We start from the raw sequence: 26,323 nt of genomic DNA, 5'->3' as shown, positions 1-26,323 counted from the left end.
AGGTGAAGAAAATGATTTCGGATAAAATTAAATTAACAGCGAAAGATATTTTGGAAAAAGAATTTAAAACAGGTATGAGAGGTTACCAGCAAGAAGAAGTAGATAAGTTTCTTGATATGATTATTAAGGATTATGAGGCATTTCATAAGGAACTTGAGCAATTACAGCAACAAAATGTTCGTTTAAAACGTGAATTAGAAGAGCAAAAAGTAGCGGCAGTGCAAGTACCGCAACAACCAGCTCCAACACCGGTTGCACAACCTGTATACAACAATACGAACACGGATATTTTAAAGCGTTTATCTAATCTGGAAAAAGCTGTATTTGGAAGTAAGTTATACGAGTAATCTAGGGACAGAAAAAGATTAAAGCATTTTACATATAAAAAAGCATTGCAAAATCTTTTTGTTTCCACTATACTAATGTTTGTCATAACGTTTGGGTAATCGCTGCAACGCCAACGTTGTAGAGGAAAGTCCATGCTCGCACGACCTGAGATGGTTGTAGTGTTCGTGCCTAGCCAATTCATAAGCTAGGGTATTCTGGCTGTAAGGCTGGATTAACGGCAGGGAAAAAACCTAAGTCCTTTTGGATATGGTTTGACTACCTTTAAAGTGCCACAGTGACGAAGTCCTTGAAGAAATGATAGGAGTGGAACGAGGTAAACCCCACGAGCGAGAAACCCAAATAATGGTAGGGGAATCTTTTCCAAGGAAATGAACGATGGAAAAGGACAGGTTCGAGTAACCTGTAGATAGATGATTGCCACCGGAGTACGAGGCGTGGGCCGTTTGCAGTACAAAGGAACAGAACATGGCTTACAGAACGTTATGAACCAATTATGGAATGACTCAGCTCTCCTTTGTAAGAGGAGGGCTTTTTATTTGTATGAAGTTATAACTTGTGAGTTAAAATGGTAAATAAGAAAATACTTCGTAATATTTAATAATTAATAGAAGGAAAAGCTATTAATTATTGTTTGATTATACATAAGAGGTGAATGCAAATGGGAAAAGTTACTTTAATTGCAACAGCAGCAATGGGAATTGAAGCTTTAGTTGCAAGAGAAGTTCGCGATCTTGGTTATGAATGCCAAGTAGAAAACGGAAAAGTAACGTTTGAAGCGGATGCAAAAGCGATTTGTCGCACTAATTTATGGTTACGCACTGCAGATCGTGTGAAAATTAAAGTTGGTGAATTTAAAGCAACAACATTCGATGAATTGTTTGAAAAAACAAAAGCATTGAACTGGGGAGATTACATTCCAGAAAATGGAGAGTTTCCTGTAATTGGGAAGTCTTTAAAATCAACATTATTTAGTGTTTCAGATTGTCAACGTATTGTGAAAAAGGCTGTTGTTGAGAAACTAAAGACAACATATAGACGTACAACTTGGTTTGAAGAAGATGGTCCTTTATTCCGTATCGAGATTGCGATGCTAAAAGATATTGCAACATTGACAATTGACGCGAGTGGCGTTGGTCTTCATAAACGTGGATACCGCCTTGACCAAGGGGAAGCGCCTTTGAAAGAAACATTAGCGGCATCTTTAATTAAACTTACAAATTGGAAGCCAGATCGTCCGTTTGTTGATCCGTTTTGTGGATCTGGAACAATTCCGATTGAGGCAGCTTTAATTGGTCAAAATATTGCTCCTGGTTTTAACCGTGAGTTTGCATCAGATGCATGGGGTTGGATTGGTAAAGAAAATTGGCGTGAGGCTCGTCAAGAAGTAGAAGATTTAGCGAATTATGATCAACCATTGCAAATTATTGGATCAGATATCGACCACCGTATGATAAGAGTTGCACAGGACAATGCTGATGAAGTTGGACTGGGTGACTTAATTTCATTTAAACAAATGCAAGTAAAAGATTTTACAACAAAAGAGGAATATGGCTATGTTGTAACGAATCCTCCATACGGAGAACGTTTAAGTGAAAAAGCGCTTGTTGAAAAATTATATAAAGAAATGGGAGAAGTATTCCGCCCATTAGATACGTGGTCACTGTATTTATTAACGAGCTATGAAGCGTTTGAAAAATGTTATGGAAAAGATGCATCGAAAAAGCGTAAACTATTTAACGGTTTTATTCGTACAGACTATTACCAGTACTTTGGTAAACGCCCACCTCGTAATTCATAGTATAAAACCTCTTTGACGCGCATATACTGGCTATTATGTAATGTGCAAAAGGAGGAATAAATATGGATGGTTTCCAATTGTCGATGATTCAAAAGGCCATTCATCGTACGTATGATGAGCTTGGAAAAGAAATTAATCTTCAGGGTGTAGTTGCAGATGAAATACAGAAAGCACAGGAAGAATATTTATCTGCATTATCATATGAGACATTGATTGATAAGCGTTACTTAAAGTCATTAATAGAGTGAAAAATTTTCCTTTATATAAAGGAAAATTTTTTTCGCTCATTTCTATGTATTGCAACAGGGGAAAGCAACTGCTATTTAGATATAGCAGTTGCTATATCTTTTTATAGAAAAACTTTTTGGTTGGAGGCTAAGGATGTTTACTGAGAAGAGATTACCATTTGAAGTAGGGAAACAAGATAATTTTTATGATAAGTTGAATGAGTGGATTGGAGATGTGTTTTACGATATCCTCCCAGAAAAAGGTTTTGAAGAACGCGATGAACAAATTTTTATGGCATTCCAATTAGAACGAGCGTTTCAAGAGAAGAAAGTTATGTTCGCAGAGGCGGGTGTAGGAACGGGAAAAACGATTGTGTATCTTTTATATGCAATTTGTTATGCGCGTTATACAGGAAAGCCAGCTATTATTGCTTGTGCAGACGAAACGCTAATCGAGCAGCTTGTGAAAGAAGAAGGGGACATTGCGAAATTATCAGAAGCATTAGGGTTATCTGTTGATGTACGTCTAGCGAAATCAATGGATAATTATTTATGTTTACGTAAACTTGAAGATGTAATGAGTGGACGAGCTCCAGAAGTAATTGAAGATCTATATTATGAATTACCTCAGTTTGTATTTGATCATGGAACAATGCAAAACTTTACGCATTACGGTGATCGAAAAGAGTTTCCATTATTAAATGACGAAGAATGGTCAAAGGTATCTTGGGATTATTTCCAAGACTGCTTCACATGTGATTCTCGTCACCGTTGTGGTCAAACGCTCTCTCGTGAACATTACCGTAAAGCAGCAGATTTAATTATTTGCTCTCAAGATTTCTATATGGATCATATTTGGACATATGATGCTCGTAAACGCGAAGGGCAAATGCCGCTTTTACCAGAAAGCAGTTGCGTTGTTTTTGATGAAGGACACCTTGTGGAATACGCAGCGCAAAAAGCACTGACGTATCGATTAAAGCAAACGATGATGGAGCAACTCTTAACAAGATTATTACAAAATGATATTCGAGAAGAGTTTGCTCATTTAGTAGAAGAGACAATTTGGCAAACAGAGCGTTTCTTTGATGTATTAAGAGAAAGTAAAAAAGAAATTGCTGGATCAGATCGTTTAGAAATTACAGTAACAGAAAAAGTGATTACAGAAGCGAAACGACTTTATGCCAAAATTGCTGAAGTTGGTGATGCTCTTGTATTTGAAAGTGAAATGTATACAGTAAACACTTATGATTTAAATATCGTTGATGAGCATTTAGATGTACTGGAACATTCACTTCGTCTCTTTATGCATGAGAAAAATGTAATTACATGGGGAGAAGAAGGTGATGGTGCCTTTACGTTAGTTATTATGCCACGTGCGGTAGAAGAAGTGCTACAGGAGAAAGTATTCTCGAAAAAGATTCCGTATATCTTCTCTTCTGCTACATTATCTGAAAATGATTCATTCGCATTTACAGCAAATAGTTTAGGGGTAAAAGATTATTTATCATTCTCAGTAGCTTCTCCATTTGATTATGAAGAGCAAATGAAAGTATACTTACCATCGTATAACCAGGAAAATGAATGGGAACGAAAATGTCAGTATACGCTTGAGAACATTCAAAAAACAAATGGGCGTACGCTTGTATTATTCCGCACAACACAAGAACTTGCGGCGTTCAAAGAATATGTGAATAAAGAACAAATGTCTGTTCCGTTCTTATATGAAGGAGATCAAGAGATTAGTCAGCTTGTTTCCCGCTTCCAAAATGAACAAGAGACTGTGCTTTGCGCTGTTCATTTATGGGAAGGTTTAGATATTCCGGGTTCTTCACTATCACATGTCATTATTTGGTCGCTACCATTCCCTCCAAACGATCCTGTGTTTGAAGCGAAACGTAAGCATGTTAATGATCCGTTTTGGGATGTAGATGTACCATATATGATTTTACGTCTTCGTCAAGGAATTGGACGTTTAATTCGTACGAGCGAAGATAAAGGTGCTATTTCGTTATTCTTATCAGAGAATGAAAATGAAAAGGTTATTGAGGCTGTAAAGAAAGTACTTCCAGTAGAAGGTACGGTACTATAAAGTGAAACTGTAATCAGTAGCGGTTTTCGGCACCCCTCACCAATGGAAAAAGCTTAGCGTTTGCTAAGCTTTTTCTTTCTATATGGAAAAGGACTTTATATCTTTATGTCGAAATATAGGTGAGGTAGAAAAAGGAGGCAATAAAATATGACAATCGCTACATATGAAGTAGAAAAAGAGTTTTTAGCACACGTGAAAAAGATAAATAATTATGGGGAAGCATTAAGCCTAATATTTTGGGATTTACGTACAGGAGCACCGAAACAAGGTGTGGATCAACGCTCTGAGGTAATAGGAATGCTTTCATCAGAGGTATTTTCATTATCAACTTCTGATGAGATGGAAAGATATTTAAAAGAATTAGAACAGCTAATAGTAGATAATAAAATTTCCGAAACAACAAAGAAAATTGTAGAAGAGTGCCGCAAAGCGTATGATCGAAATAAAAAAATTCCACAGGCCGAGTATGAAGAGTTTGTTAAATTGCAAGCAAAATCGGAAAGTGTTTGGGGAGAAGCACGTGAAAAATCTGATTTTGAAATGTTCCGACCATACTTAGAAAAAATTGTTGAATATAAGAAAAAATTTATTACATATTGGGGTTATGAAACTTATAAGTATAATACGCTTTTAGATATGTATGAGCCAGGTATGACAGTAGAAGTGTTAGATCATGTATTTGGACAACTACGTGAGCGTATTGTTCCACTTGTAAAAGATATTGGTGAATCAAATAAAGAATTAAAAACAAATGTCTTATTTGAACATTTTTCAAAAGAACAACAAAAGAATTTTACTTTAGAGTTACTAACGCAATTAAATTATAATTTCGAGGCTGGCCGTCTTGATGAAACGATACATCCTTTTGAAATTACATTAAATAGAGGGGATGTTCGCATTACAACTCGTTATGATGAGAATGACTTCCGCATGGCAGTTTTCGGAACAATTCATGAATGTGGACATGCTGTATATGAACAAAATATTTCAGAAGAATTAGAAGGAACACCGCTTTGCAGTGGTACATCGATGGGAATCCATGAATCGCAATCGCTATTCTTTGAAAACTTTATTGGACGTAATAAATCGTTCTGGAAGAAAAATTATGATATATTGAAACAATCTAGTGATGGGCAATTTGAAAACGTATCTGTAAATGAATTCTATGATGCGATTAATGAATCAAAACCTTCCTTTATACGTATTGAGGCAGATGAACTTACATATCCGCTTCACGTTATGGTTCGTTATGAACTGGAGAAAGAATTATTTGATGGAACATTAGAAGTAAAAGACTTGCCGGCAGCATGGAATGACAAGATGGAGAGTTATTTAGGTATCCGTCCAGAAACGGATGCACAGGGTGTGCTACAAGATGTACATTGGTCAGATGGATCTTTTGGATATTTTCCATCTTATGCACTTGGTTATATGTATGCAGCGCAATTTAAACATAAGATGTTAGAGGAAATTCCAAACTTCGATGCATTGCTAGAAGAAGGAAATGTGACACCAATTCGTGAATGGTTAACAAGAAATATTCACCAATATGGTAAAACGAAAAAACCATTACAAATATTAGAGGATATAACAGGTGAAGGGTTAAATGCAAATTATTTAGCGGATTATTTAGAAGCGAAATATAAAGAGATTTATGAGTTATAAAAAGAAAAGGAGCTGCTTTAATGCAGCTCCTTTTTATGAATTAACATTTTACTGTATATGTGCGTTGCTTAAGGAGGAAGAGAAGTGAATTATACTTTTGAAGTGATGACACAAGAGCAAGCAGAAGAAATTGCGTTTAAATGGCACTATGAGGATAAGTATTCTTTTTATGATATGGAAGCCGATCAAGAAGATTTAGTGGAGTTTTTAGATCCTAAAATACGCGGAGAAACGACTTTTGCTGTTAGTGAGAATAATAGGCTTGTTGGATTTTTTAGTTTTAATAAAGTAGATATACATACAGTGGATATTGGACTTGGAATGAAACCAAACCTGACTGGAAATGGATTAGGTTTGGTATTTATAAAGGCAGGTCTGGTTTTTTGTGAAAAAAAATATCAACCTAAGTATATAACGTTATCAGTGGCAACATTTAATCAAAGGGCAATTAATGTTTATAAGAAAGCAGGTTTTGAAGCAGTTGGAGCTTTTATTCAAGAGACAAATGGAAGTCGCTTTGAATTTTTAAAAATGATGTATGTGACTTTATGCCCATCAAGATAAAATAGTTTTGAAACGATTTGCTTAGTAGTGATTTATGTTTTTTATGGATTCTATCGTACATAAAAATACATTTTTTTGAAATTTAGGGAGGGATATGAAAGTGGGTTGTTTTGATAATTTTGATTTTAATAACTTTTGGGATGACAGCGAATATGCAAGAGATGAATATATTTCTGAATATCTTACAGATGAAATGATTTCTAAACTAGAAAATGAATTAGGGTATAAGCTACCTGAATCTTATATTTGGTTAATGAAGAAGCATAATGGGGGAATTCCAATAAACGATTGTTTTCCTACAGATATTCCTACAAGTTGGGCAGAGGATCATGTTGCTATAACTGGTATTTATGGTATTGGATATAAAAAAAGTTCTTCATTAGGTGGAGAATTTGGTAGTGAATTTTGGATTGAAGAATGGGGATATCCTGAAATAGGAGTAGCTATTTGTGATTGTCCCTCGGCTGGACACGATATGATATTTCTTGATTATAGGGAGTGCGGCCCGAAAGGAGAGCCTTGTGTTGTACATATCGATCAAGAATATGATTATAAAATTACATGGTTAGCAAAAGACTTTGAGAGTTTTATTAGAGGGCTTGTAAATGGGGAAGTCTATGATGATAGCGAACAAATCAAGGAAGAATATTAAGAAAAGGATTATGCTTATTAAGCCTGCAGGTACCTGATTAAATAGCTATTCTCGAAATAAAGCAGAGGGGATATCCCCTCTGCTTTTCACTTACCATAATTTAAACCCTTTTGAACCGGGCGGAGCATTTTGAATCATATCGATAAACGGAATGGTATAAGCGAATAAAATGAGTAGAGCTGTAATGCCAATCCAAAGCTTCCAATTATCGAAAACCATCGGTGTCCGTTCAGATGCATCAGCTACTTCACCAATTGGGAATTCCGTTTGTCCTTTTGGAGCGAAGAAGACAAGATCCACATAAATAATAATTGCGATAACAATGCCAACGAATAAAATGGCGCCTCCGACTGCTTGCGCAATTTGATATGGAATCCATTCAAGTGCTTGCTGCGAATTTCCATATGTAGAAAAAGCAGAACGCCGAGGTGCTCCGAGTAACCCGGCAAAGTGCATACCAGCAGACATGAAGAACATACCGATAGCCCACACGCAAGTTTGAATCATGGCAAGCTGGTTCATTTCCTTTGTCATGACGCGTCCTGTTAGATGTGGAATTAACCAATAGGCGATTCCGAAAAATGTTAATACAACAGATGTTGCTAATGTTAAGTGGAAATGCCCAGTTATCCATACAGTATTATGAACGACCTGGTTTAGTTGGTTACTTGCATTGACAAGTCCACTAGCACCAGCTGGAATAAACATTAACATACCGACGAATGGAGCGAAAAATCTAGCATCTCCCCATGGGAGCATTCGAAGCCATCCGAATAGTCCAGTAGCTCCTTTTGAACGCCCAAACTGTTCAAAGGTTGCAAATAAAGAGAAGGCGGTTATTAAAGATGGAATGACAACCATAAACGTTAAGACAACTTGTAAGTATTTCCACCCAGGGTCAATACCTGGTTCTGTTAATTGGTGGTGGAATCCTACAGGCATAGAAAATAGTAAAAATAAGATGAATGACAAACGAGCTAGTGAGTCACTGGAAATTTTACCGCCAATAATTTTCGGTATAATGACATACCAAGCCATATAGGCAGGAAGGAGCCAAAAATAAACGAGCGGATGACCGAAGTACCAAAATAGTGTTCGGCTGACCAGGACGTCAATTTTATCAATAAAGCCTAGGCTCCATGGAATAAATTGAATAAGTGCTGCTGCCGCTACACCAAGTGTTGCAACAAGCCATAGTGTCATTGTCACAACAGCCATAAAGCTTAACAGAGGACCTATTTTTCCTTTGTTATGTTTTTTCCATGTACGATACTGAGCAAACATTGCAAATCCGCTGAACCAACTTCCGACAATAACAAGGGTAAGGCCAATGTAAAATCCAGGATGTGCTTTTAATGGAGCATAGAACGTATAGAGTACAGTAGCTTTATTGAGTAGGATAAAAATTGCAGTAATTGTTGTTCCAATTGTCATAAGCCAAAAACCAATCCAGCCTGTTTGTCGGGTACCTTTTGAGAGGACACCAGTTGTTTTACTCATACAAGCAAATAAGAAACCGATAATAAAGAACGTTGTTAAGACAAGCCCGAGTAAAACACCGTGTGTCGTTAACACTTGATAATAACCAATACCAGCAGGTAAATTGAATTTTCCTGAACGGACAAGAACTTGTAGTAATCCGCATAACCCACCTAAAAACAGGGCGATAAATGCGATGTGAATATGAGCCATTGCTAATTTTGCATCTCGTTTGCTTATTTTATCCTGCAGTGCAATCATTTGTCGGTCACCTCTACTTTCGCGCTCATCATATGATGGCCAGTACCACAATATTCATTACAGACAATTAAATACTCTCCAGATTTTTTGAAAACTTGTGAAGCGGTACTTACATATCCAGGTTCAATCATCATGTTGACATTTGTCCCTGCGATTTCAAAACCATGTACAACATCTTTTGTTGCAACGACAAAATCTACTTTTGCACCTTTTGGTACTTTAATTGTATTTGGTGTAAAAGAAAAAGCTTGTGAGACAATCGTCACTTGATAATGATTTTTTCCAACTTGTTTAACGCCGGGTTGATCAAATGGTGCGGTCGCTTGAACCTTTTCTGGGTCAATTGTAGTTAAACAACTCGGTGGTTTGTTACCCATATAAAAAGCACTAATCCCTAAAACAGCCAAAAATACGAACAGTGAGCCGACACCGAAAATGAGCCAAATTTTTTCGTATTTATGTAAGTGCATATCTCCATCTCCCTTTTCAGAACTATATCTTATAGCCGATTAACAAAAATTTGATAGACGCTAAACCACGTGAAAATAATGAAAAAACCAATAAAAAAAAACAGAGATTAAAGTTCCTTTTAACGAACTTTTTTGAGTGTCTTCAGTTTCTGTCTGATGTAAATTATGTTCCCCCATGATACCCCTCCTTGAATAAATGAAATCTTACATTTTTATAATACAAAAAATTTAGATAATTTTATCACGTCCGAATGTGCTTTCAAAAAGTGTTCATTGATACAATAAAAACTATGTCTATGATGAGAACTTATAAAGTTGCGGATTCTTACAAGTTTTGGAATGTTAATTTGTGAAAAAAATGTGAAATGAATGCTCTTTTGAAATTGTTGAGGAGGATGTGTATGATTAAATTTGGAAAGCTTTTATCGAGGGGAGATTTCATGAGTACAATAAAAACGAAAAAAGAAATAAATTTGATGCGCGAATCGGGAAATTTACTAGCTTCGTGTCATCAAGAAATTGCGAAAATAATAAAACCAGGTATCACGACATTGGAAATTAATACATTTGTTGAAACGTATTTAGAAAAGAATGGTGCGACACCTGAACAAAAAGGATATAACAATTATCCATATGCAATATGTGCATCTGTGAATGATGAAATGTGTCATGGTTTTCCGACTACTCACCCATTAAAGGGAGGTGATATTGTTACGATTGACATGGTAGTGAACTTAAATGGTGCTCTTGCTGATTCTGCATGGACTCATAAAATAGGGGATATTTCTAATGAAGCAGAAAAGTTATTACTAGTAACGGAAAATGCTTTATATAAAGGAATTGAGCAAGCGATAATCGGAAATCGTGTAGGTGATATTGGATATGCGATTGAAAGTTATGTAGCTTCGGAAGGGTTTTCTGTCGCAAGGGATTTTACAGGACATGGAATTGGTAAAGAAATCCATGAAGAACCAGCAATTTTTCATTTTGGAAAGTCAGGTCAAGGATCAGAATTACAAGAAGGAATGGTAATAACGATCGAACCGATTGTAAATGTAGGTATGCGATATTCAAAAGTAGATTTAAATGGATGGACTGCCCGTACGATGGATGGAAAATTGGCAGCGCAATACGAGCACACGATAGCAATTACAAAGGATGGACCAGTTATTTTAACGAGTCTCTAGTAGAAGAATACGAAATGTAAGAGGTTTCAAAACTCGAACGAAAAAGATGTTTTTGTAAAATTTGTACGTGTTTTTTCTAGAAACGCTTTTCAAAGTAAAAAAAGTGCGTTATAATCCTTCTATAAAATAAATAGGTTAGCTACACTCATATAATCGCGGGGATATGGCCTGCAAGTTTCTACCGAAGTACCGTAAATACTTTGACTATGGGTGAGGACGAATATATTGCTGGTTTAGCATTCTTTTTTGCCAAGCTCCAAAAGCACGTCTCTCACTTGTAACGAGTGGTGGCTGCTTTTGGAGTTTTTTATTTGCATAAGAGGGGGAGCAAACATGAAAGTATTACAAGAAAAGATTTTAAACGAAGGAAAGGTTTTATCTGGTGATGTGTTGAAGGTAGATGCCTTTTTAAATCATCAAATTGATCCAGTACTTATGCAGAAAATAGGAAAAGAGTTTGCACAGCGTTTTAAGGAAGATAATATTACGAAAATCGTGACGATTGAATCTTCGGGTATTGCACCAGCGGTTATGGCAGGTTTAGAGCTTGGTGTAAAAGTGGTTTTTGCAAGAAAGCGGAAATCGTTAACGTTACAAGATAATATGTATGTTGCAAAAGTATACTCATTTACAAAACAAGAAACGAATGAGATTTCATTATCTAGAAATCATATCCATGAAAATGATCGTGTATTAATCATTGATGACTTTTTAGCAAACGGTCAGGCTGCTTTAGGCTTAATGAGTTTAGTAGAGCAAGCCGGTGCAAGTATTGCTGGGATTGGAATTGTTATTGAAAAAGCATTTCAAGACGGAGGAAAGAAACTACGTGAGAACGGTGTTCGTCTAGAATCACTTGCAGAAATTGCATCACTTGATAACGGTACTGTTACATTTGTTCAGCATGAGACTGCGGAGGTGAAATAGTCATGAAGCAACACCCATTTAAAATCGCATCCCTTGGCGTGCAACATATGCTTGCGATGTATGCAGGAGCAATAATTGTTCCACTTATTGTTGGCGGAGGACTTGGCTTAAATCAACGAGAATTAACATACTTAGTATCCATCGATTTATTAATGTGTGGTGTCGCAACAATTTTACAAGCTTTATCGAATCGATTTTTTGGAATTGGCCTTCCTGTTGTACTTGGTTGTACGTTTACAGCAGTTGGACCGATGATCGCCATCGGTAAACAGTACGGTGTTTCTTCTATATATGGAGCAATTATTGCAGCAGGATTGTTCGTTGTTATTTTTGCAAAATTATTTGGAAAGCTTGTGAAACTGTTCCCGCCTGTAGTAACGGGTTCTGTTGTTACAGTTATTGGAGTTACATTAGTTCCAGCGGCTATTAATGACATGGCTGGAGGAGTTGGAAGTAAGGATTTTGGAAGTCTAGAAAACTTAGCGTTAGCATTTGGTGTTTTACTATTTATTATAATTATGTACCGCTTCTTTGATGGTTTTATCCGTTCTATTTCTATATTACTTGGTCTTTTATTTGGTACGATTATTGCAGCATTTATGGGAAAGGTGAGCTTGCAGGCTGTTGGAGAAGCAGAGTGGTTTCACGGTATTCAACCGTTTTACTTTGGCACACCAACATTTGAGTTAACGCCGGTTATTACGATGATTCTCGTTGCTTGTGTTGGGATTGTGGAAGCAACTGGCGTGTATTTCGCTTTATCCGATATATGTAACAAAAAGATTGGTGAAAAAGAGCTAACAAAGGGTTATCGTGCCGAAGGATTAGCGATGATCTTAGGTGGTATTTTTAATGCATTTCCATATACGACTTATTCGCAAAACGTAGGTCTTGTTCAATTAACAGGTGTACGAAATCGCGTCATTATTTATACGTGCGGTGGTATGTTAATCGTTCTTGGTTTTATTCCAAAAATTGCAGCTATCACAACGATTATTCCAAAGCCAGTACTTGGTGGTGCCATGCTAGCAATGTTTGGGATGGTTATGGCATACGGTATTAAAATGTTAAGTAGTGTAGACTTTGCAAAACAAGAAAATTTATTAATCGTAGCATGCTCTGTTGGAATTGGCCTTGGTGTAACAGTCGTTCCAACGTTATTCTCTCAGCTTCCAGAAAGTATTCGTATTTTAACAGATAACGGAATTGTACTTGGAAGTGCGTCAGCTGTACTCTTAAATATTGTGTTTAATATGATTCCGCAGCGCAAAGCGAAAACAAAAGAAGAGCAAATTCCAATGCAAAGTGCTGTAACAGAAGCATAAACAAAAAGCAAGGTTCTCATTAAGAGACCTTGCTTTTCTTTTTTAGAGGCATCATTTTTCCATATGTGCCAAGGCGCCAAATGTATTCGAGTGGGCCGTATTGATAATGAGAGAGCCACCAGCGGCTCATAAAGATTTGTAGTGTATAAAAACCAATGCAAAATAGTGGGCCTACCCATAATGGGACCGGTAAATAATTTTTGAAAAATAGACCAAACACAATCAATGTTATTACTGTGTGTGAAATGTAGTTGGTTAGTGCCATCCGTCCTACATATTGGAAAGGTTGTAATAATTTTTGCCATTGTTCCTTTTGTAATAAACGCATAAGTGTGAAAATATAAAAGATAAATAAAGTTTTACCACTAAACATTGTAAGACCTCTCATGTAGATTGGTTCATATGGTTGTTTTGCCACAAAGTAGCGAATCATGAAGAACCAAATAGGTAATGTTAAAACGAACATAATGATTTGCCACTTTTTTAGTTTTGGATCTAGTTCCTTCGTTCGGCGGAAAATGTCGTTTTTGCCGGCATATAAGCCGAGCAAGAATAATCCAACTATTTCTGGAAGTATAAAAAGGTTTGTCTGGATTACTTCAGAATAAAAATCTGTAAAGCGATCTTGCACTTGTACTCCCAAATTTTCTAAAGGCATAATGGGGTGGGAAGTTCTTAATTCTTCTATTGGCATAAACATAAGGAGTAAACTCATTAGTAGCATGAAAAACTGGAAAAGTCCTAATAGAACTAAAGCACATATTAAAACAGTACGAGGCTTTCTTTTATAAAATAAAAATAAGAAAAATCCTGCAATTGCATAGCTATGTAAAATATCCCCATCCCATAAAAGGACATAATGCATGAAGCCGAATAATAATAAGATGAGGAGACGACGAACAAATAATGTTTTTGGATGATCTGTTTTTGTCTCAGCACGCTGCATGAAAATGTAAAATCCTAGTCCAAACAAAAATGAAAAAATAGTATAAAATTTTGTTTGAATAAACATGTCATAAAATAGGCGAATATAACGGTCTATTTCTTCATAACCTCCTGTGATTTCACTAGTGTCAACACCAGCAATAACAGGCCAGTTAACAAGAAAAATACCAAATACAGCAATCCCTCTAATAATATCGATAGAATGAATCCTCTCACCGTTCGAAACGCTTAGTTCCATTATTTTCCTCCTTTGAATAAAGCCCTTTTATTATACAAAATGTTATCAAAAGGAGATAGAGGGGATTTCCAATTTTTGAAACTGTTAAGATGTTTGTTATGAGATATAATAAGGATGCACAGCAAGTTTTTCACTCCTTTAAAACAGGTAGTAAAGAAGCTCCTTATTTTCAAGGAGCTTCTTTTTTAGAAATTAATATTGATAATGATTCTCTTTAATGATAAAATATACTCAAAAGTGATAATCATTATCAAAAAAAGGTTGGTGTGCTAAATATGGTATATGCATTAGTTGCAGGAACGGTGGCTGTGTATGCTGTCGTTACAAAATATGTGTTAAATGGAGTCGGAGCAACAAAATGAACAAACTTACATAGAATCCCTTTCATCTGTCAAAAGAATGAAAGGGATTTTTTATTTTTAATGAGAATATCCTGAAAATTTAGTATGATAGTAGGGTATATACATCTTGGAATAAAGGGGAACAAGGGGATGACAAACATAGTACAGACAAACAGTATGAAAAAGCTTGTTTGTTTTTATGAAGAATGGCAGAAGCATGGTGATACGGAAAATAGTTTGAAGTTGTTTGAAGTGATTCAAAAATATAAGCAAGAACAGCTTATGATTGCTTTTTGCGGTCACTTTTCTGCTGGAAAATCGACAATGATGAATCACTTATATAAAGCGCAGTTATTACCAACAAGTCCGATTCCGACAAGCGCGAACGTTGTTAAAATTGAAAAGGGACAGGACCGTGTTGTTGTGACAGTGAAATCTGGAGAGCATTATGAATATGATGGTGCATACTCGGCGGAAGAATTGAAACAGCTTTGTAAAAATGGTGATGAAATAATTGGCGTTCATATTTATCGAAATGATGCGCCAATTCCTGATGGTGTTATGCTCGTTGATACACCTGGAATTGATTCAACAGATGATGCGCATCAATTAGCAACAGAATCAACACTCCATCTTGCGGATGTTATTTTTTACATGATGGATTATAACCATGTTCAGTCAGAAGTGAATTTGCAGTTTGTGAAAGAATTAAAGCAGCGTAATAAAACAGTTTATCTTGTTATCAATCAAATCGATAAGCATAAAGAAAATGAGCTATCATTTGAAGATTATAGGCAAAGTGTGAGTCAATCGTTTTCTAACTGGGATATTGAAGTAGATGGTATTTTTTATACTTCTTTACGAATGATGAACCATCCATATAATGAAATACAAAGATTAGAGAAATTACTTTCTTCGATTATGAAAGAGCGTGAGCAGTATGTGGGCAATGGTATGGAAAGAGAAACGGCATATTTATTACAAGAACATTTTTCATTTATTCTTGCAGAAAATGAAAAACAATTAATGCCCTACCAAAAAGAATTAGCATCACCTCTATCGCTTACAGACGTAATGGAAAAGAAAGAAGAGCTTATTGAAAATAAACGACGTGTGGCTAGTAAAGAATCGGACGTGAAAAATGAATTTATAAAAGGATTGCAAGCAATATTAGACAATGCTTACTTAATGCCATTTGAAATGAGAGAGTTAGCAAATCAATATTTAGAAACGAAGCTAACGAAGTTTAAAGTTGGTTTGCTATTTGCAAAAGGAAAAACAGAGCAAGAAAAACAGCGGCGTTTAGATGCATTTTATTCAGCACTAGGGAAGACCGTTGAAACACAGATTGATTTTCATGTGAAAGAGTTTATTGTGGCTTTCTTAAAAGATGAAGGGATGTTTACAGAAGAAGTCGGAAAAGACATATATGCACTGCGAATTTCTTTTGGTCCAGAATTATTAGCAGAAACCATTAAACAAGGTGCAGGGTTTACAGGAGATTACTTGCTTCTTTATACAGCGGATGTTGCGAATGAGCTGAAGAAACGCTACTTTATGAAAGCACAGCAAATTTTTGAGCAAAGCACGGGCGTTTTACGGAAAAAGATGGAGAAAGAGATTGCTCATATTGAACAAGAAATTGAGCAATATACTATGTTACAGACAGCAAAAGAAACAAAATTACAATATATTGAGGCGTATGATAAATACGAGAATTACTTACAAGGTATTTGGAGCGATCATGTACCGGTGCCAAATGAATTGCAAGTAGAAAAAGTATTACAAGGGAAGAAACAGGTTGTAAATGAGAAGTTTACATTACAAGAACAAGAGGTACAAAGTGATAGTATTTCGTATAAGGAAGAAAATGTAAAAACAACAGCAACATTAAATATTCATCGTATATTAGAACAAGTAAAAGATGCGGAAACAATATTAGAAACTCTTCCTACACTTAAACATTTGCATCAAGAAGTTGTCGGGAAAAGAAAACGTGTTGAAACAAAGCAATTTACAGTAGCGTTATTTGGAGCTTTTAGTGCAGGGAAATCATCATTTGCAAATGCATTGCTTGGTGCGAATGTACTCCCGGTATCACCAAATCCAACAACGGCGACGATTAATCAGATTTTACCGATTACAGAAGACAAACCTCACGGCACAGTAATTGTTCAGTTTAAATCGAAGCAGGCGCTATTAGAAGATATGAAAGCAGTTTATAAATTGTTTCATTATGAAATAAAGACATTTGAAGAAGCGTTATTACAAATAGATACAATCCTACAATACCCGTCACCAAGTGGAAAGCAGAAAACAACGTTTAGTTTTTTACGTGCAGTGCAGAGGGGATATCAAGCAGTTTCTAATCATTTGGGAGAACAAGTGCAAGTTACGTTAGAGGAATTCTCTGATTATGTAGCGAATGAAGAGAAATCATGTTTTGTTGAATATATGGAATTATACTATGATTGTGCTTTAACGAGACAAGGCGTTGCACTTGTTGATACACCAGGAGCAGATTCTATTAATGCTCGACATACAGACGTTGCATTCCAATATATTAAAAACGCTGATGCGATTTTATTTGTAACATACTACAATCATGTCTTTTCAAGGGCGGATCGTGAATTTTTAATTCAACTTGGCCGTGTCAAAGATACATTTGCGCTTGATAAAATGTTCTTTTTAATTAACGCAGCGGATTTAGCTCAGTCTGAGGATGAACTTGAAATGGTAAAAGGCTATATAGCAGACCAGCTCCTGCAATACGGTATCCGAAATCCACGTCTATTTGCAATTTCGAGCTTATGTGCACTTGAGGAGAAACAAGGAAAGAGTATTGCAAAAGAAAAGTATGGTATCTTGAAAAATTCGGGGATTACAAAGTTTGAAGAATCATTTACATCCTTTATGATGCGTGATTTAATGCTCGTATCTGTCCATTCTTTATATAGCGCATTGCAAAGTGCTGAGCAGCTTCTTGTAAATATGATACAAGGAGCAAAGCAAGGGAACGATGAGAAAGAAAAACAAATAAAAAAATATGAAGCAGAACGTGAGCAGCTACTTCATATTATTTCATCGTATAGTGTACTTGCAGAAGAGCAAGCGATGCAAAATGAAGTGAAAGAACTGTTATATTATGTGCAGCAACGTCTATTTTTACGTTATAACGATGTGTTTACTGAATTTATTAACCCAGCATCCCTTCGAACAGATGGAAATGTGAAAATTAAGTTGCAAGAATGTCTCATGGAACTTGTAGCCTTTATCCAACATGATTTATTACAGGAAATGCGAGCAACGTCACTACGTCTTGAAAAATGGATGGATGAAGCGATGCAACGTGCAAAAGATGAAATTGCAGTGAAATGTAAGTTGGAAAACGAATCTATTTCTATGAATGGGACAGCAGATTATGAATACCAAGTTATTACGCATAAAGAGCCGTTTCCTTCTATAGAAATAAAGCATTTTAAAAAGGCATTATCTCATTTCAAAAATGAGAAAAGTTTCTTTGAAAAAAATGATAAAGCAACAATGCAGGAAGATACGAAGGAATCACTTGAGCCTGTCGTATCCCAATATGTAGCTGATGAAGAAGAGATATTTATCCAGCATTATAAACAAGAATGGGAATTGAAATGGGACTTATTCAAAAAAGTGATGCAGGAAGATGTTAAGCAATATTATGCAAGTGTATTATTCGCTTTAGCAGAGACAATTGATGTGTCGCTATATGAACAAAGTAAGGAACAATTACAGAAACAGTTAGCAGCAATCGAAAAAGAAATTCATATTTTATAAGCTCTATGAAAAAAAGATTCGTTCAATTTTCTTTTGTAATACAGCATCCAGAGATTTTACGAATCCTGCAAATTCATCTGTAGAAATCATATGAGTCAGAACTAACCGTCTGCCATCTGGTGTTTCACCGCATAAGACGAATGAAGAAAACTCATATGTTTTTCCATCTACAACTAATTTTGGGTGGGAATATGTTCCGTTTTTCTTTTTCTTTCCATCAATCGAGATGACGTTGCATTTTTTCTCATTGTTGTCCATGGTGAATCCCTCCTTTGTATTACTTATGGTAGACAAGGAGGGTTTAGAACAAGAGAGAAAGGGGAAATTTCATGAAAATTGTCATGGAACGTATTTCGCAAGATAAGGCGCCGATGTCATTATTGTTGCTTGCTGATCCCAGTGAGAGGCAAATTAATTCATATTTGAAGAGAGGTCTTTTATATATTGCGAAATATGAAGAAGATGTTATAGGCGTATATGTATTACTTGAAACAAGACCGCAAACAATGGAAATTATGAATATCGCTGTTTCAGAAGAAATACAAGGGCAAGGACTTGGAAAACAGTTATTACAGCATGCAATTGCAACTGCCAAAGAAAAACACATGCATAACCTTGAGGTAGGGACAGGGAATTCTAGTATTTCACAGCTTGCTTTCTATCAAAAATGTGGTTTTCGTATTTTTTCTATTGATTTTGATTACTTTTCGAAGCATTATGAAGAAGAGATTATTGAAAATGGGATTGTATGCCGAGATATGATTCGGCTTACAATAGAACTCTAGTCATTTTCTTATGAAGAATTGGCGAGAAAGTATAAATTATTTAGGGGGAAGAGAAGATGGAAGTACATAAAGCAATTACAGCACATTCTCGTAAACAAAATGAAATTGTGACAACATTTTTACAGTTAGAAGCACAGCGTGAAGCGGCAATTGAAGCTGCAGTAGCACTTGCGTCAAATGGAAAACATTTCTCAGTAGATGCAATTAATATGGTAACGAAGCAAATCAATGCTCTTGCTAAACGAGGTGTTGCACCGCAACGTAAAATTGTAACAGAAGATATGGTTATGGAGTATGTAGGTCGTCTGCAAGAGAAAGAAGGTCGTTAAGCATGATTGTTACAGTCGAATGGTTACGTGATCACATAGAAGATGAACATGTCCGTGTAGTCGATTGTCGTTTTGACTTAGCTGATTCAAATTGGGGACGAAAGCAGTATGAAAAAGAACATATTCCCCATGCATTATATTTTGACTTAAATCTTGATTTATCAAGCGCTGTTACGGAGCATGGTGGTCGTCATCCACTCCCAAGTCTTGAGAATTTTGCCGAAAAGCTTTCTCAGGCTGGTATTGATGAAAATACGACAGTGGTTGCATATGATAGTCAAGCTGGTGCAATGGCTTCGCGTCTATGGTGGCTATTAACATATGTAGGACATCAAAAAGCATATGTGTTAAATGGTGGGTTTCCTGCTTGGAAAGACCAAAATTTATCTACAACAGCTGAAGTTCCAACCATTGAACGGAAAAAATTCATACCGAATGTGCAAGACAACATGCTTGTAACGATGAAAGATGTGAAAGAAAAAATTCGTACAAATGCAGATGTTACGTTAATTGATTCGAGAGAGCCAAAACGTTATGCTGGCGCTGAAGAATCTGTTGATCCTAAAGCTGGTCACATTCCAACAGCAGAAAATTATTTTTGGAAAGATGGAATCACATCGGAAGGTCAGTTCAAAGATAAAGAGGAACAAGAAGATCGTTTCCGCTATCTTAGTAAAGAGAAGGAAACAATCGTCTATTGCGGATCTGGTGTAACAGCATGCCCGAATGTATTAGCGTTACAAACAGCTGGTTTTCGTAACGTGAAGTTATATGCTGGAAGCTGGAGTGATTGGATTTCTTATCCAGAAAACCAAATTGTAAAAGAAGGACAGTAACCTCTTGCGTGCAAAAATATTTTGTATTAAAATAAGGTCACAAGCAAGAATTTGCTTCAAAATATTACATTTTACACATTGCATGCAATGTGATAAGATAACGACAAGTAAATAAAGCATCCTGCGGTGTACGTAACTTATTTATGTCTAAAACCGATGTTAGTTATACGGAAGCTCAACATTTAGCGACCATCATCAAGCCTTCCATGTGGAGGAAGATGTACGGTAGCTGTGAGGGCATCCACCTGCGAGTAGCGGGTTTTTGGACATTTACGAGGGACGGCACGTGCGGGGGTCTTATTTTAACTAACATTATATAAAATTCCTACGGTGTACGTAGCTTATGTATGTCTTAAACCAATAAGTATAATACGGAAGTTCAATATTTAAATGTAAACAGCATGCCATCTTTTTAAGAAGGAAGCTGAAAGCATTTATGAGAACATCCACCTGTGAGAGCAGGTTTATGGACATCTAGAGAGAACGGCATGTGTGGGGCTATATAAAAAACCTTACGTTTTATACGTAAGGTTTTTTTGTTTTAGGAACCTTTTATCGGGACTATGGAAATGATTAGAATTTCATTGTGTGGAGAGCATAAAAATATTAGAAATCAAATGAAACTCCCAATTATGGGAGTTTCATTTGATTGTTACCCCGCATTAACTGTCCGTAAAAGCCCGATTCGTTCAACTAATAATCAGTGAGGGATGAAGAAAACCCCCACTGATTAAAGTTTCACTTTATCTGTGCCCACCTGTAAAATTTCCATAATAAACATAGCACTTTCGGTCTTCATCAATCTCTCTGGAATCTAAGGCGAGTTCCATAAATATTCCGTCTTTTTGAACGTACAAAATATCTGAATGGAGATACGTTAAAATCTCGTCATGGTTCCATACATCTTTACTTTCTATTAAAATTGAATTTGCCTCTTGTAGTTCTCTAATCTCAAAACCTATATGGGAATATGTAGGCTCTGAAGGATCATCGAAGAACGCTTCTTTTTGGACATATAATACTGCTGTTCCATCAGGATCCATCGCGGTCGCTGTTACGACATATGTATCTCCTTCTTTAATGAAATACTCACAAGTCATCCTTGCGACGGTTTCGGAAACAGGAATGTTCGCGTAGCTCCATAGGGCAGGGTATTGTTTCGCTTCAGCATTGAGTCGATATTCTAACCGCAATTGTACTCCCTCTTCCTTTTTCTTCTATTTTATCATGAATTCTATTATAATAAAAAAATAATATACAAAGGAGCGTTGGAAAGTGACAAAAACCAAATGGTTAGTAACAGGTGTTCTTACTTCTTTAATGACTAGCACTTTATCTGGATGTACAGAAGATCTCCCTCCAAAACCGAAGGATAAGAGTTGTGCTGATTGGGATTGGGATGATGAACTTGGTGTGTGGCGATGCGATGACAACCGTTCAAGTTATCATGGGCATTATTATTACGGTAGTACATACTATCAAAATAAATCCATCTTCAAAAATTCATCTGAATTTAAGTCCTACCAAGCTTCGTCCAATTTTAAAGGGGGAATTGGAAGCGGTTCAAAGGGTGGATTCGGAGGTTAAATTATGTCGCTTTACATAAAGAAACGAAGTGAATTTTATTCAAGGTTCCCTCACTTTTGGTCTGACTTATACGGGAGTGAGTATAGCCTTTTTCATGTTTTTGAAATAACAGAACAAACAATCCAAGATTTGCAATTAGCAACAGAAAGAATGGGGAAAGTATTTTTTAAGACTGCTAGGCTTCTTCGGACCTTGTCTGACGCTCAGCTTCTTGAATTTGGTTTTCCATCTTCAAGTTTGCCTTTTATTAGAATGAAATCTCTGTTTCCTGAATCTATTATTTCACGGTTTGATTTTGTTTTGAAGGATAGTGGTATCAAAATGCTTGAGTTTAATAGTGATACTCCAACTTTTATGGTGGAATGCTTTCAAATGAATGGAGTGGTTTGTAAAGAATTAGATTATCATGATCCGAATAAGAATCAGGAACGTCTTCTCTCTTCTGGTATCACAAAAGCTGTGATGGAGGCTGCTAAGGGAATAGAAAGTCCAAACGTTGTCTTCACAGCCCATCATGAAAATATAGAGGATTGGAATACGACTGCGTATTTGAGTCAGCTATGTCAGGTTAAAAACAAAATGATGTCAATGCCAGAACTCAGAATTACTGACGATGCTTTGGTCGACAGAGACGGTGTGCCAATTGATATTTTGTATCGTCAGACATATCCTATTGAAGACTTGGTTGAGGACAGGGATCCCAAAACCGGAGATCTTGTAGGGATTGAGCTACTGCAACTTGTAAAGGAAGGAAAGCTCTTTATTATAAATCCTATCTCATCCTTTCTGCTTCAGCCAAAATCGATTCAATGCCTGATTTGGGGATTGGCCGAGGCGGGCGCTTTTTATACAAATGAGGAACGACAATGGATAAAAAAATATATGCTCCCTACTTACCTAGAACAGGATCCTTTTTTAGGGAAAAGTTCTTTTGTTCAAAAGCCTTCGTTCGGTAGAGAAGGTGACACGGTTACAATTCGTGACAAAGACACCAATATTGTTAATCAAAATTCATATCAAACGTATAAAAAAGAACTTCCTGTATTTCAAAAATATATAAAGCTTCCAGTTGTTTCACTTGAGACTGAAAGGGGAAACGAGGAGCTGTCGTATGTGTTTGGATCGTTTTTAATTGCAGGAAAACCAAGTAGTATCGGTATACGTGCCGGTGAAAAAATTACGGGGAATGAATCTTATTATTTACCTGTAGGAATTAAAAAGGAGGATTATAAATGATAAATTTCTTACTTTATTTAGCGATTTCAATCGGTCTTTTATGTATCGGTCTGTTTCTTATGGAAGTGACAACGAAAGTCAAGGAATTTTCGTTAATGGCGAAAGGTAATAAAGCAGCAAGTTATGCACTTGGAGGAAGACTTCTTGGTCTTGCTATTGTTTTGTATTCGACCGCAGCTAATTCTATTTCATTTTTGGATATGGTTTTATGGGGAGCGATTGGAATTTTAGCACAGATTATTGTGTTTTATTTAGCTGAATGGCTCACACCGCGTTTTAATATCAATCAAAGCATCGAAGAAGATAATCAGGCCGTCGGACTTTTCCTTATGTTTTTATCAATTTCCATCGGAATCGTGATTGCTGGGTGTTTAACGTATTGAAAAACCTTGAACTGAAGGTGTTGACATCTATTTTAAATAGGAGTAACATTTTCTATGTAATAAAAAAATAAGTCTCTGTTAGGTGAGGCTCCTGTATAGAGAAATGCTACTGCCCAAAAATGTCGAGAGACGCCAATGGGTCAACAGGAATGATCGAATTAAGGTTTTTCTTAACGTAGCTGGTAATGTACCTATGCTATACAGTGCTAAAACTCGGCGAGGGAGAGGTTCGCAGATTTCTATGTTGATTAGGAATCGCTTATTTATGTATGTAATGACCTTTACTCGCTTATGAGTAAAGGTCTTTTTATTAACAAACTATGACCATTTCCATAGTATAAATACTGACTAACAAATGAAAGAGGAGGTGAGGAGCATGTCAAATTCTGACTCGGTTCCGTTACCCATATACTGCAAAACAAAAATATATGATGTAGGCAGGAAACGACTTGTTCCTCCCTCTATAATTTATCACTAAAATAGCGGTCAGCTTATAGTTATGTGCTGAAATAATTATGAGTTGAGCGTAGACACTTTAACTGAGTTTAGGGATATCCATTGTTAAAGTGAGATAAATTGAGAAACAAAGCGTTTCTTCCTATGTTGTAAAGGAGGAGACGATAATATGTTATATGTAAATAAACTTGTGGGTAACATGTCTCATAAACAAAGTAAAAGAATGATGAAAGAGCAATCTATGTTAAAACAAAATAAAGACTTGTTAATTGAAATTGCAACAAGAGATGTAAAGTCTGTATTTGCTTATTTTAAAACGACAAGAGATGGTCTTTCTATTAAAGAAGCGCAGAAACGCATGCATGTGTACGGGAAAAATGAATTACCTTCAAAAAGAGCAATTCTTTTTGATGTAATGATGAAATTATGTGAAATGCTCCCTGGATTTACAAAGCAACGTGTTCATAATCAAAATCAGTGTGAGATTGTAATGGTTACTGTTTCTAGGATAGAAGGATGTACAACTGCAGAGATGAATAGCGAATCAAAAATAATGAAACTTCCAGTTGAGGAGCTAGTTCCCGGGGATATGATTTTTCTTTCAGCAGGTGATACAGTTCCAGCTGATGTACGTATTATTTTTGCAGAGGATTTGTTAGTAAATGAATCGGTGCTAACAGGGAAAGAAACGAATGTAGAGAAATTTGAAAGCTGTTATCATCTTGAACGCAAACGTTTTATTCCGTTAAAACGAATGAAAGATTACAATCCACTTCAACTTGAAAATGTATGTTTTAAAGGCACACATGTTGTAAATGGAACTGCGAAGGCTGTGGTCGTTTCAACAGGTAAAAACACGTATTCTGGATTGCTTCATACATGCTGTAGTCAAACATGTTAAACTATTAATGGTGCTAAATATATGAAAACATTGTATAATAGATAAAGTTGAACAGAAACGTAGAATGGTAATCTATTTATATAACCTTACGTGATAACGTGAGGTTATTATTTTTTGTTAGTAGGAGAGGAATTATGAAAAAAGTATTGTTAGTTGATGGCATGGCACTATTATTTCGTGCTTTTTACGCAACAAGTGTTTATGGCCAATTTATGAAACGACAAGATGGTACCCCAACAAACGGGATTCATGGTTATATGAAACATTTATTAACAGCGGCACAAGCGATTGAACCGACGCATATTGTAACGTGCTGGGATATGGGAAGTACGACATTCCGAACAGAATCTTTCTCAAACTATAAAGCAAATCGTGCAGCACCACCAGAAGAATTGATTCCGCAATTTGATCTCGTGCAAGAGATGACATCGAAGTTATTTATTCCTGTAATTGGACTGAAAGGCTATGAGGCTGATGACTGTATTGGTACGTTGGCAAAAGAATACGCTAGTGAGGCAGAAGTATATATTTTAACAGGCGATACAGATTTATTACAGCTTGTTGATACAAATGTTACGGTAATGCTTCTTCGTAAGGGTATTGGAAACTATGAGTATTATACGCCAGAGAAGATTAGGGAAGAAAAGGGTGTAGAACCTTGGCAAATCGTTCATGCCAAAGCGTTTATGGGAGACACGAGTGATAATTATCCAGGTGTAAAAGGAATTGGCGAAAAGACGGCATATAAACTAATTCAAGAACACGGAACCGTAGCGGCAGTATTAGAAAATATAGCGGCATTAACAAAAGCACAGCGTACAAAAATTGAAAATGATTTGGAGAATTTAAACATATCATTACAATTAGCACAAATTCATTGTGAAGTTCCGATTTCATGCTCGCTAGAAGAAGGACTGCATACAATTGATGAAGAGAAAGTACGATTTGTTTGCGACCAAATGAACTGGGGAAGACCTGAAATATTTATAAATATGCTGTAAAAGCAATGATAGAGAGATTGCTTACCACTATAGATAACGTCTGATCAAATATATTTTGATTAGGCGTTATTTTTTATGTGATTTCTTTTAATCGATAAAGTTATCAGAAAAAATACTTAGTTTTCATTTGGAATTCAAATAGATTTCACACGAATCTTTTATTATAAAACTACACAGATAATTACTTATCTTTTATATAAATGATCCTTTGATAAGTTATTTGTAATAGTGAAGGAGGAAATTAAATATGCGAAAAAAAATACGAAAATCATTTAAACAATTATTGATAGAGAATAAACAATTATTATTAAGCGATAAAGAGAATATAAGAGAAATAGAAGAAAAAATCGAAAAAAGGCATGTATCATATCGTGTATCAAGTAACTGAATAAGATAAAAAAAATATGTAAAATCCCTTCATTTATGGTTCGAAGGGGTTTTATTTATATATGGATCATACTTAAGAGCGGGGTTGTAACG

At 36.0% G+C, this 26,323-nt stretch carries 25 protein-coding genes, 3 other RNA genes and 2 riboswitches; of the genes, 23 read left to right on the top strand and 5 right to left on the bottom strand.

The genetic code is table 11. The features are described 5' to 3' along the window. The first annotated feature begins 11 nt into the window (after positions 1-11). The 8 genes from gpsB (at position 12) to MHH71_RS07725 (ending at position 7,346) form a co-directional block, all read left to right on the top strand. Positions 12-347, top strand: coding sequence for a cell division regulator GpsB (gene gpsB, locus MHH71_RS07760; RefSeq protein WP_016114126.1), 336 nt, complete (start codon positions 12-14; stop codon positions 345-347). Between the two features lie 87 nt (positions 348-434). Further along, positions 435-826, top strand: an RNA gene (gene rnpB, locus MHH71_RS07755) — RNase P RNA component class B. Between the two features lie 180 nt (positions 827-1,006). Continuing rightward, positions 1,007-2,146 (top strand): THUMP domain-containing class I SAM-dependent RNA methyltransferase, encoded by a 1,140-nt coding sequence (locus MHH71_RS07750; protein ID WP_018764299.1) that lies wholly within the window; start codon positions 1,007-1,009, stop codon positions 2,144-2,146. Positions 2,147-2,208: 62 nt separating this feature from the next. Then, a complete protein-coding gene (locus tag MHH71_RS07745) occupies positions 2,209-2,394 on the top strand; it encodes a DUF3921 domain-containing protein (RefSeq protein WP_003196411.1) in 186 nt (61 codons plus the stop codon). 133 nt (positions 2,395-2,527) lie between these two features. Next, the gene (locus MHH71_RS07740; RefSeq protein WP_003196413.1) at positions 2,528-4,465 is read left to right on the top strand and encodes an ATP-dependent DNA helicase; all 1,938 of its coding nucleotides are present in this window, start codon (positions 2,528-2,530) and stop codon (positions 4,463-4,465) included. Positions 4,466-4,612: 147 nt separating this feature from the next. Next, positions 4,613-6,130, top strand: coding sequence for a carboxypeptidase M32 (locus MHH71_RS07735; protein ID WP_006094325.1), 1,518 nt, complete (start codon positions 4,613-4,615; stop codon positions 6,128-6,130). An 84-nt stretch (positions 6,131-6,214) separates the two neighbouring features. Continuing rightward, the gene (locus MHH71_RS07730; protein WP_003206633.1) at positions 6,215-6,694 is read left to right on the top strand and encodes a GNAT family N-acetyltransferase; all 480 of its coding nucleotides are present in this window, start codon (positions 6,215-6,217) and stop codon (positions 6,692-6,694) included. 94 nt (positions 6,695-6,788) lie between these two features. Continuing rightward, positions 6,789-7,346 carry an SMI1/KNR4 family protein gene (locus MHH71_RS07725; RefSeq protein WP_006094326.1) on the top strand — a complete coding sequence of 186 codons (558 nt, stop codon included), beginning with the start codon at positions 6,789-6,791 and terminating at the stop codon, positions 7,344-7,346. A 90-nt stretch (positions 7,347-7,436) separates the two neighbouring features. Here the strand turns inward: MHH71_RS07725 and MHH71_RS07720 are convergent, their stop codons facing one another. Then, positions 7,437-9,086 carry a b(o/a)3-type cytochrome-c oxidase subunit 1 gene (locus MHH71_RS07720; protein ID WP_033798771.1) on the bottom strand — a complete coding sequence of 550 codons (1,650 nt, stop codon included), beginning with the start codon at positions 9,084-9,086 and terminating at the stop codon, positions 7,437-7,439. Then, on the bottom strand, positions 9,083-9,556 hold the full coding sequence (locus tag MHH71_RS07715) for a cytochrome c oxidase subunit II (protein ID WP_003196423.1): 474 nt from the start codon (positions 9,554-9,556) through the stop codon (positions 9,083-9,085). The genes MHH71_RS07720 and MHH71_RS07715 overlap by 4 nt, the downstream gene beginning before the upstream one ends. A gap of 440 nt (positions 9,557-9,996) precedes the next feature. On the opposite strand from MHH71_RS07715, the gene MHH71_RS07705 reads away from it, so the two are divergent. From MHH71_RS07705 to pbuX, 3 genes are all read left to right on the top strand, one after another. Further along, complete coding sequence (locus tag MHH71_RS07705; RefSeq protein WP_029427542.1) at positions 9,997-10,743, top strand: type I methionyl aminopeptidase; 747 nt, start codon at positions 9,997-9,999, stop codon at positions 10,741-10,743. Between the two features lie 125 nt (positions 10,744-10,868). Then, a riboswitch (purine riboswitch) is annotated at positions 10,869-10,970 on the top strand. Between the two features lie 106 nt (positions 10,971-11,076). After that, complete coding sequence (locus MHH71_RS07700) at positions 11,077-11,670, top strand: xanthine phosphoribosyltransferase (RefSeq protein ID WP_033798772.1); 594 nt, start codon at positions 11,077-11,079, stop codon at positions 11,668-11,670. Positions 11,671-11,672: 2 nt separating this feature from the next. Further along, complete coding sequence (gene pbuX, locus MHH71_RS07695; protein ID WP_003196428.1) at positions 11,673-12,995, top strand: xanthine permease PbuX; 1,323 nt, start codon at positions 11,673-11,675, stop codon at positions 12,993-12,995. A 19-nt stretch (positions 12,996-13,014) separates the two neighbouring features. Here the strand turns inward: pbuX and MHH71_RS07690 are convergent, their stop codons facing one another. After that, positions 13,015-14,178 (bottom strand): DUF418 domain-containing protein, encoded by a 1,164-nt coding sequence (locus MHH71_RS07690; protein WP_006094330.1) that lies wholly within the window; start codon positions 14,176-14,178, stop codon positions 13,015-13,017. A gap of 491 nt (positions 14,179-14,669) precedes the next feature. Between MHH71_RS07690 and MHH71_RS07685 the strand changes: the two genes are divergently transcribed. Beyond that, a complete protein-coding gene (locus MHH71_RS07685) occupies positions 14,670-18,329 on the top strand; it encodes a dynamin family protein (RefSeq protein WP_033798773.1) in 3,660 nt (1,219 codons plus the stop codon). 3 nt (positions 18,330-18,332) lie between these two features. Here MHH71_RS07685 and MHH71_RS07680 read toward each other — a convergent pair whose 3' ends face one another. Continuing rightward, a complete protein-coding gene (locus tag MHH71_RS07680) occupies positions 18,333-18,587 on the bottom strand; it encodes a DUF3931 domain-containing protein (protein WP_000369734.1) in 255 nt (84 codons plus the stop codon). Between the two features lie 71 nt (positions 18,588-18,658). On the opposite strand from MHH71_RS07680, the gene MHH71_RS07675 reads away from it, so the two are divergent. From MHH71_RS07675 to ssrS (MHH71_RS07655), 5 genes are all read left to right on the top strand, one after another. Next, positions 18,659-19,114 (top strand): GNAT family N-acetyltransferase, encoded by a 456-nt coding sequence (locus MHH71_RS07675; protein ID WP_006094332.1) that lies wholly within the window; start codon positions 18,659-18,661, stop codon positions 19,112-19,114. A gap of 56 nt (positions 19,115-19,170) precedes the next feature. Next, complete coding sequence (locus MHH71_RS07670) at positions 19,171-19,443, top strand: DUF2533 family protein (RefSeq protein ID WP_003196439.1); 273 nt, start codon at positions 19,171-19,173, stop codon at positions 19,441-19,443. Positions 19,444-19,445: 2 nt separating this feature from the next. Continuing rightward, complete coding sequence (locus MHH71_RS07665; RefSeq protein ID WP_006094333.1) at positions 19,446-20,279, top strand: sulfurtransferase; 834 nt, start codon at positions 19,446-19,448, stop codon at positions 20,277-20,279. A gap of 115 nt (positions 20,280-20,394) precedes the next feature. Beyond that, a non-coding RNA gene (gene ssrS, locus MHH71_RS07660) (6S RNA) lies at positions 20,395-20,578 on the top strand. 20 nt (positions 20,579-20,598) lie between these two features. Then, positions 20,599-20,782: non-coding RNA, 6S RNA (gene ssrS, locus MHH71_RS07655), on the top strand. A gap of 240 nt (positions 20,783-21,022) precedes the next feature. Here the strand turns inward: ssrS (MHH71_RS07655) and MHH71_RS07650 are convergent. Continuing rightward, positions 21,023-21,472 carry a hypothetical protein gene (locus MHH71_RS07650; RefSeq protein ID WP_033798774.1) on the bottom strand — a complete coding sequence of 150 codons (450 nt, stop codon included), beginning with the start codon at positions 21,470-21,472 and terminating at the stop codon, positions 21,023-21,025. Between the two features lie 82 nt (positions 21,473-21,554). On the opposite strand from MHH71_RS07650, the gene MHH71_RS07645 reads away from it, so the two are divergent. The 6 genes from MHH71_RS07645 (at position 21,555) to MHH71_RS07620 (ending at position 26,231) form a co-directional block, all read left to right on the top strand. After that, on the top strand, positions 21,555-21,866 hold the full coding sequence (locus MHH71_RS07645; protein WP_006094334.1) for a hypothetical protein: 312 nt from the start codon (positions 21,555-21,557) through the stop codon (positions 21,864-21,866). 3 nt (positions 21,867-21,869) lie between these two features. Further along, positions 21,870-23,102, top strand: a complete 1,233-nt coding sequence (locus MHH71_RS07640; RefSeq protein WP_006094335.1) for a glutathionylspermidine synthase family protein — start codon at positions 21,870-21,872, stop codon at positions 23,100-23,102. Next, positions 23,099-23,485 (top strand): DUF350 domain-containing protein, encoded by a 387-nt coding sequence (locus MHH71_RS07635; protein WP_018764315.1) that lies wholly within the window; start codon positions 23,099-23,101, stop codon positions 23,483-23,485. The genes MHH71_RS07640 and MHH71_RS07635 overlap by 4 nt, the downstream gene beginning before the upstream one ends. A 67-nt stretch (positions 23,486-23,552) precedes the next feature. Continuing rightward, a riboswitch (M-box (ykoK) riboswitch) is annotated at positions 23,553-23,716 on the top strand. A 394-nt stretch (positions 23,717-24,110) separates the two neighbouring features. Further along, positions 24,111-24,842, top strand: a complete 732-nt coding sequence (locus tag MHH71_RS07630; RefSeq protein ID WP_006094336.1) for a P-type ATPase — start codon at positions 24,111-24,113, stop codon at positions 24,840-24,842. Positions 24,843-24,976: 134 nt separating this feature from the next. Further along, positions 24,977-25,843 (top strand): 5'-3' exonuclease, encoded by an 867-nt coding sequence (locus tag MHH71_RS07625; protein ID WP_006094337.1) that lies wholly within the window; start codon positions 24,977-24,979, stop codon positions 25,841-25,843. A 247-nt stretch (positions 25,844-26,090) separates the two neighbouring features. Then, complete coding sequence (locus MHH71_RS07620; protein WP_006094338.1) at positions 26,091-26,231, top strand: FbpB family small basic protein; 141 nt, start codon at positions 26,091-26,093, stop codon at positions 26,229-26,231. Positions 26,232-26,323: the final 92 nt, after the last annotated feature.

It is taken from the genome of Bacillus sp. FSL H8-0534, from assembly GCF_038005885.1.
In the GTDB taxonomy this organism is placed as follows: Bacteria; Bacillota; Bacilli; order Bacillales; family Bacillaceae_G; genus Bacillus_A; species Bacillus_A pseudomycoides.
Note: the sequence above shows the minus strand (reverse complement) of the source record. Positions and strands in the feature narration are given on the sequence as shown.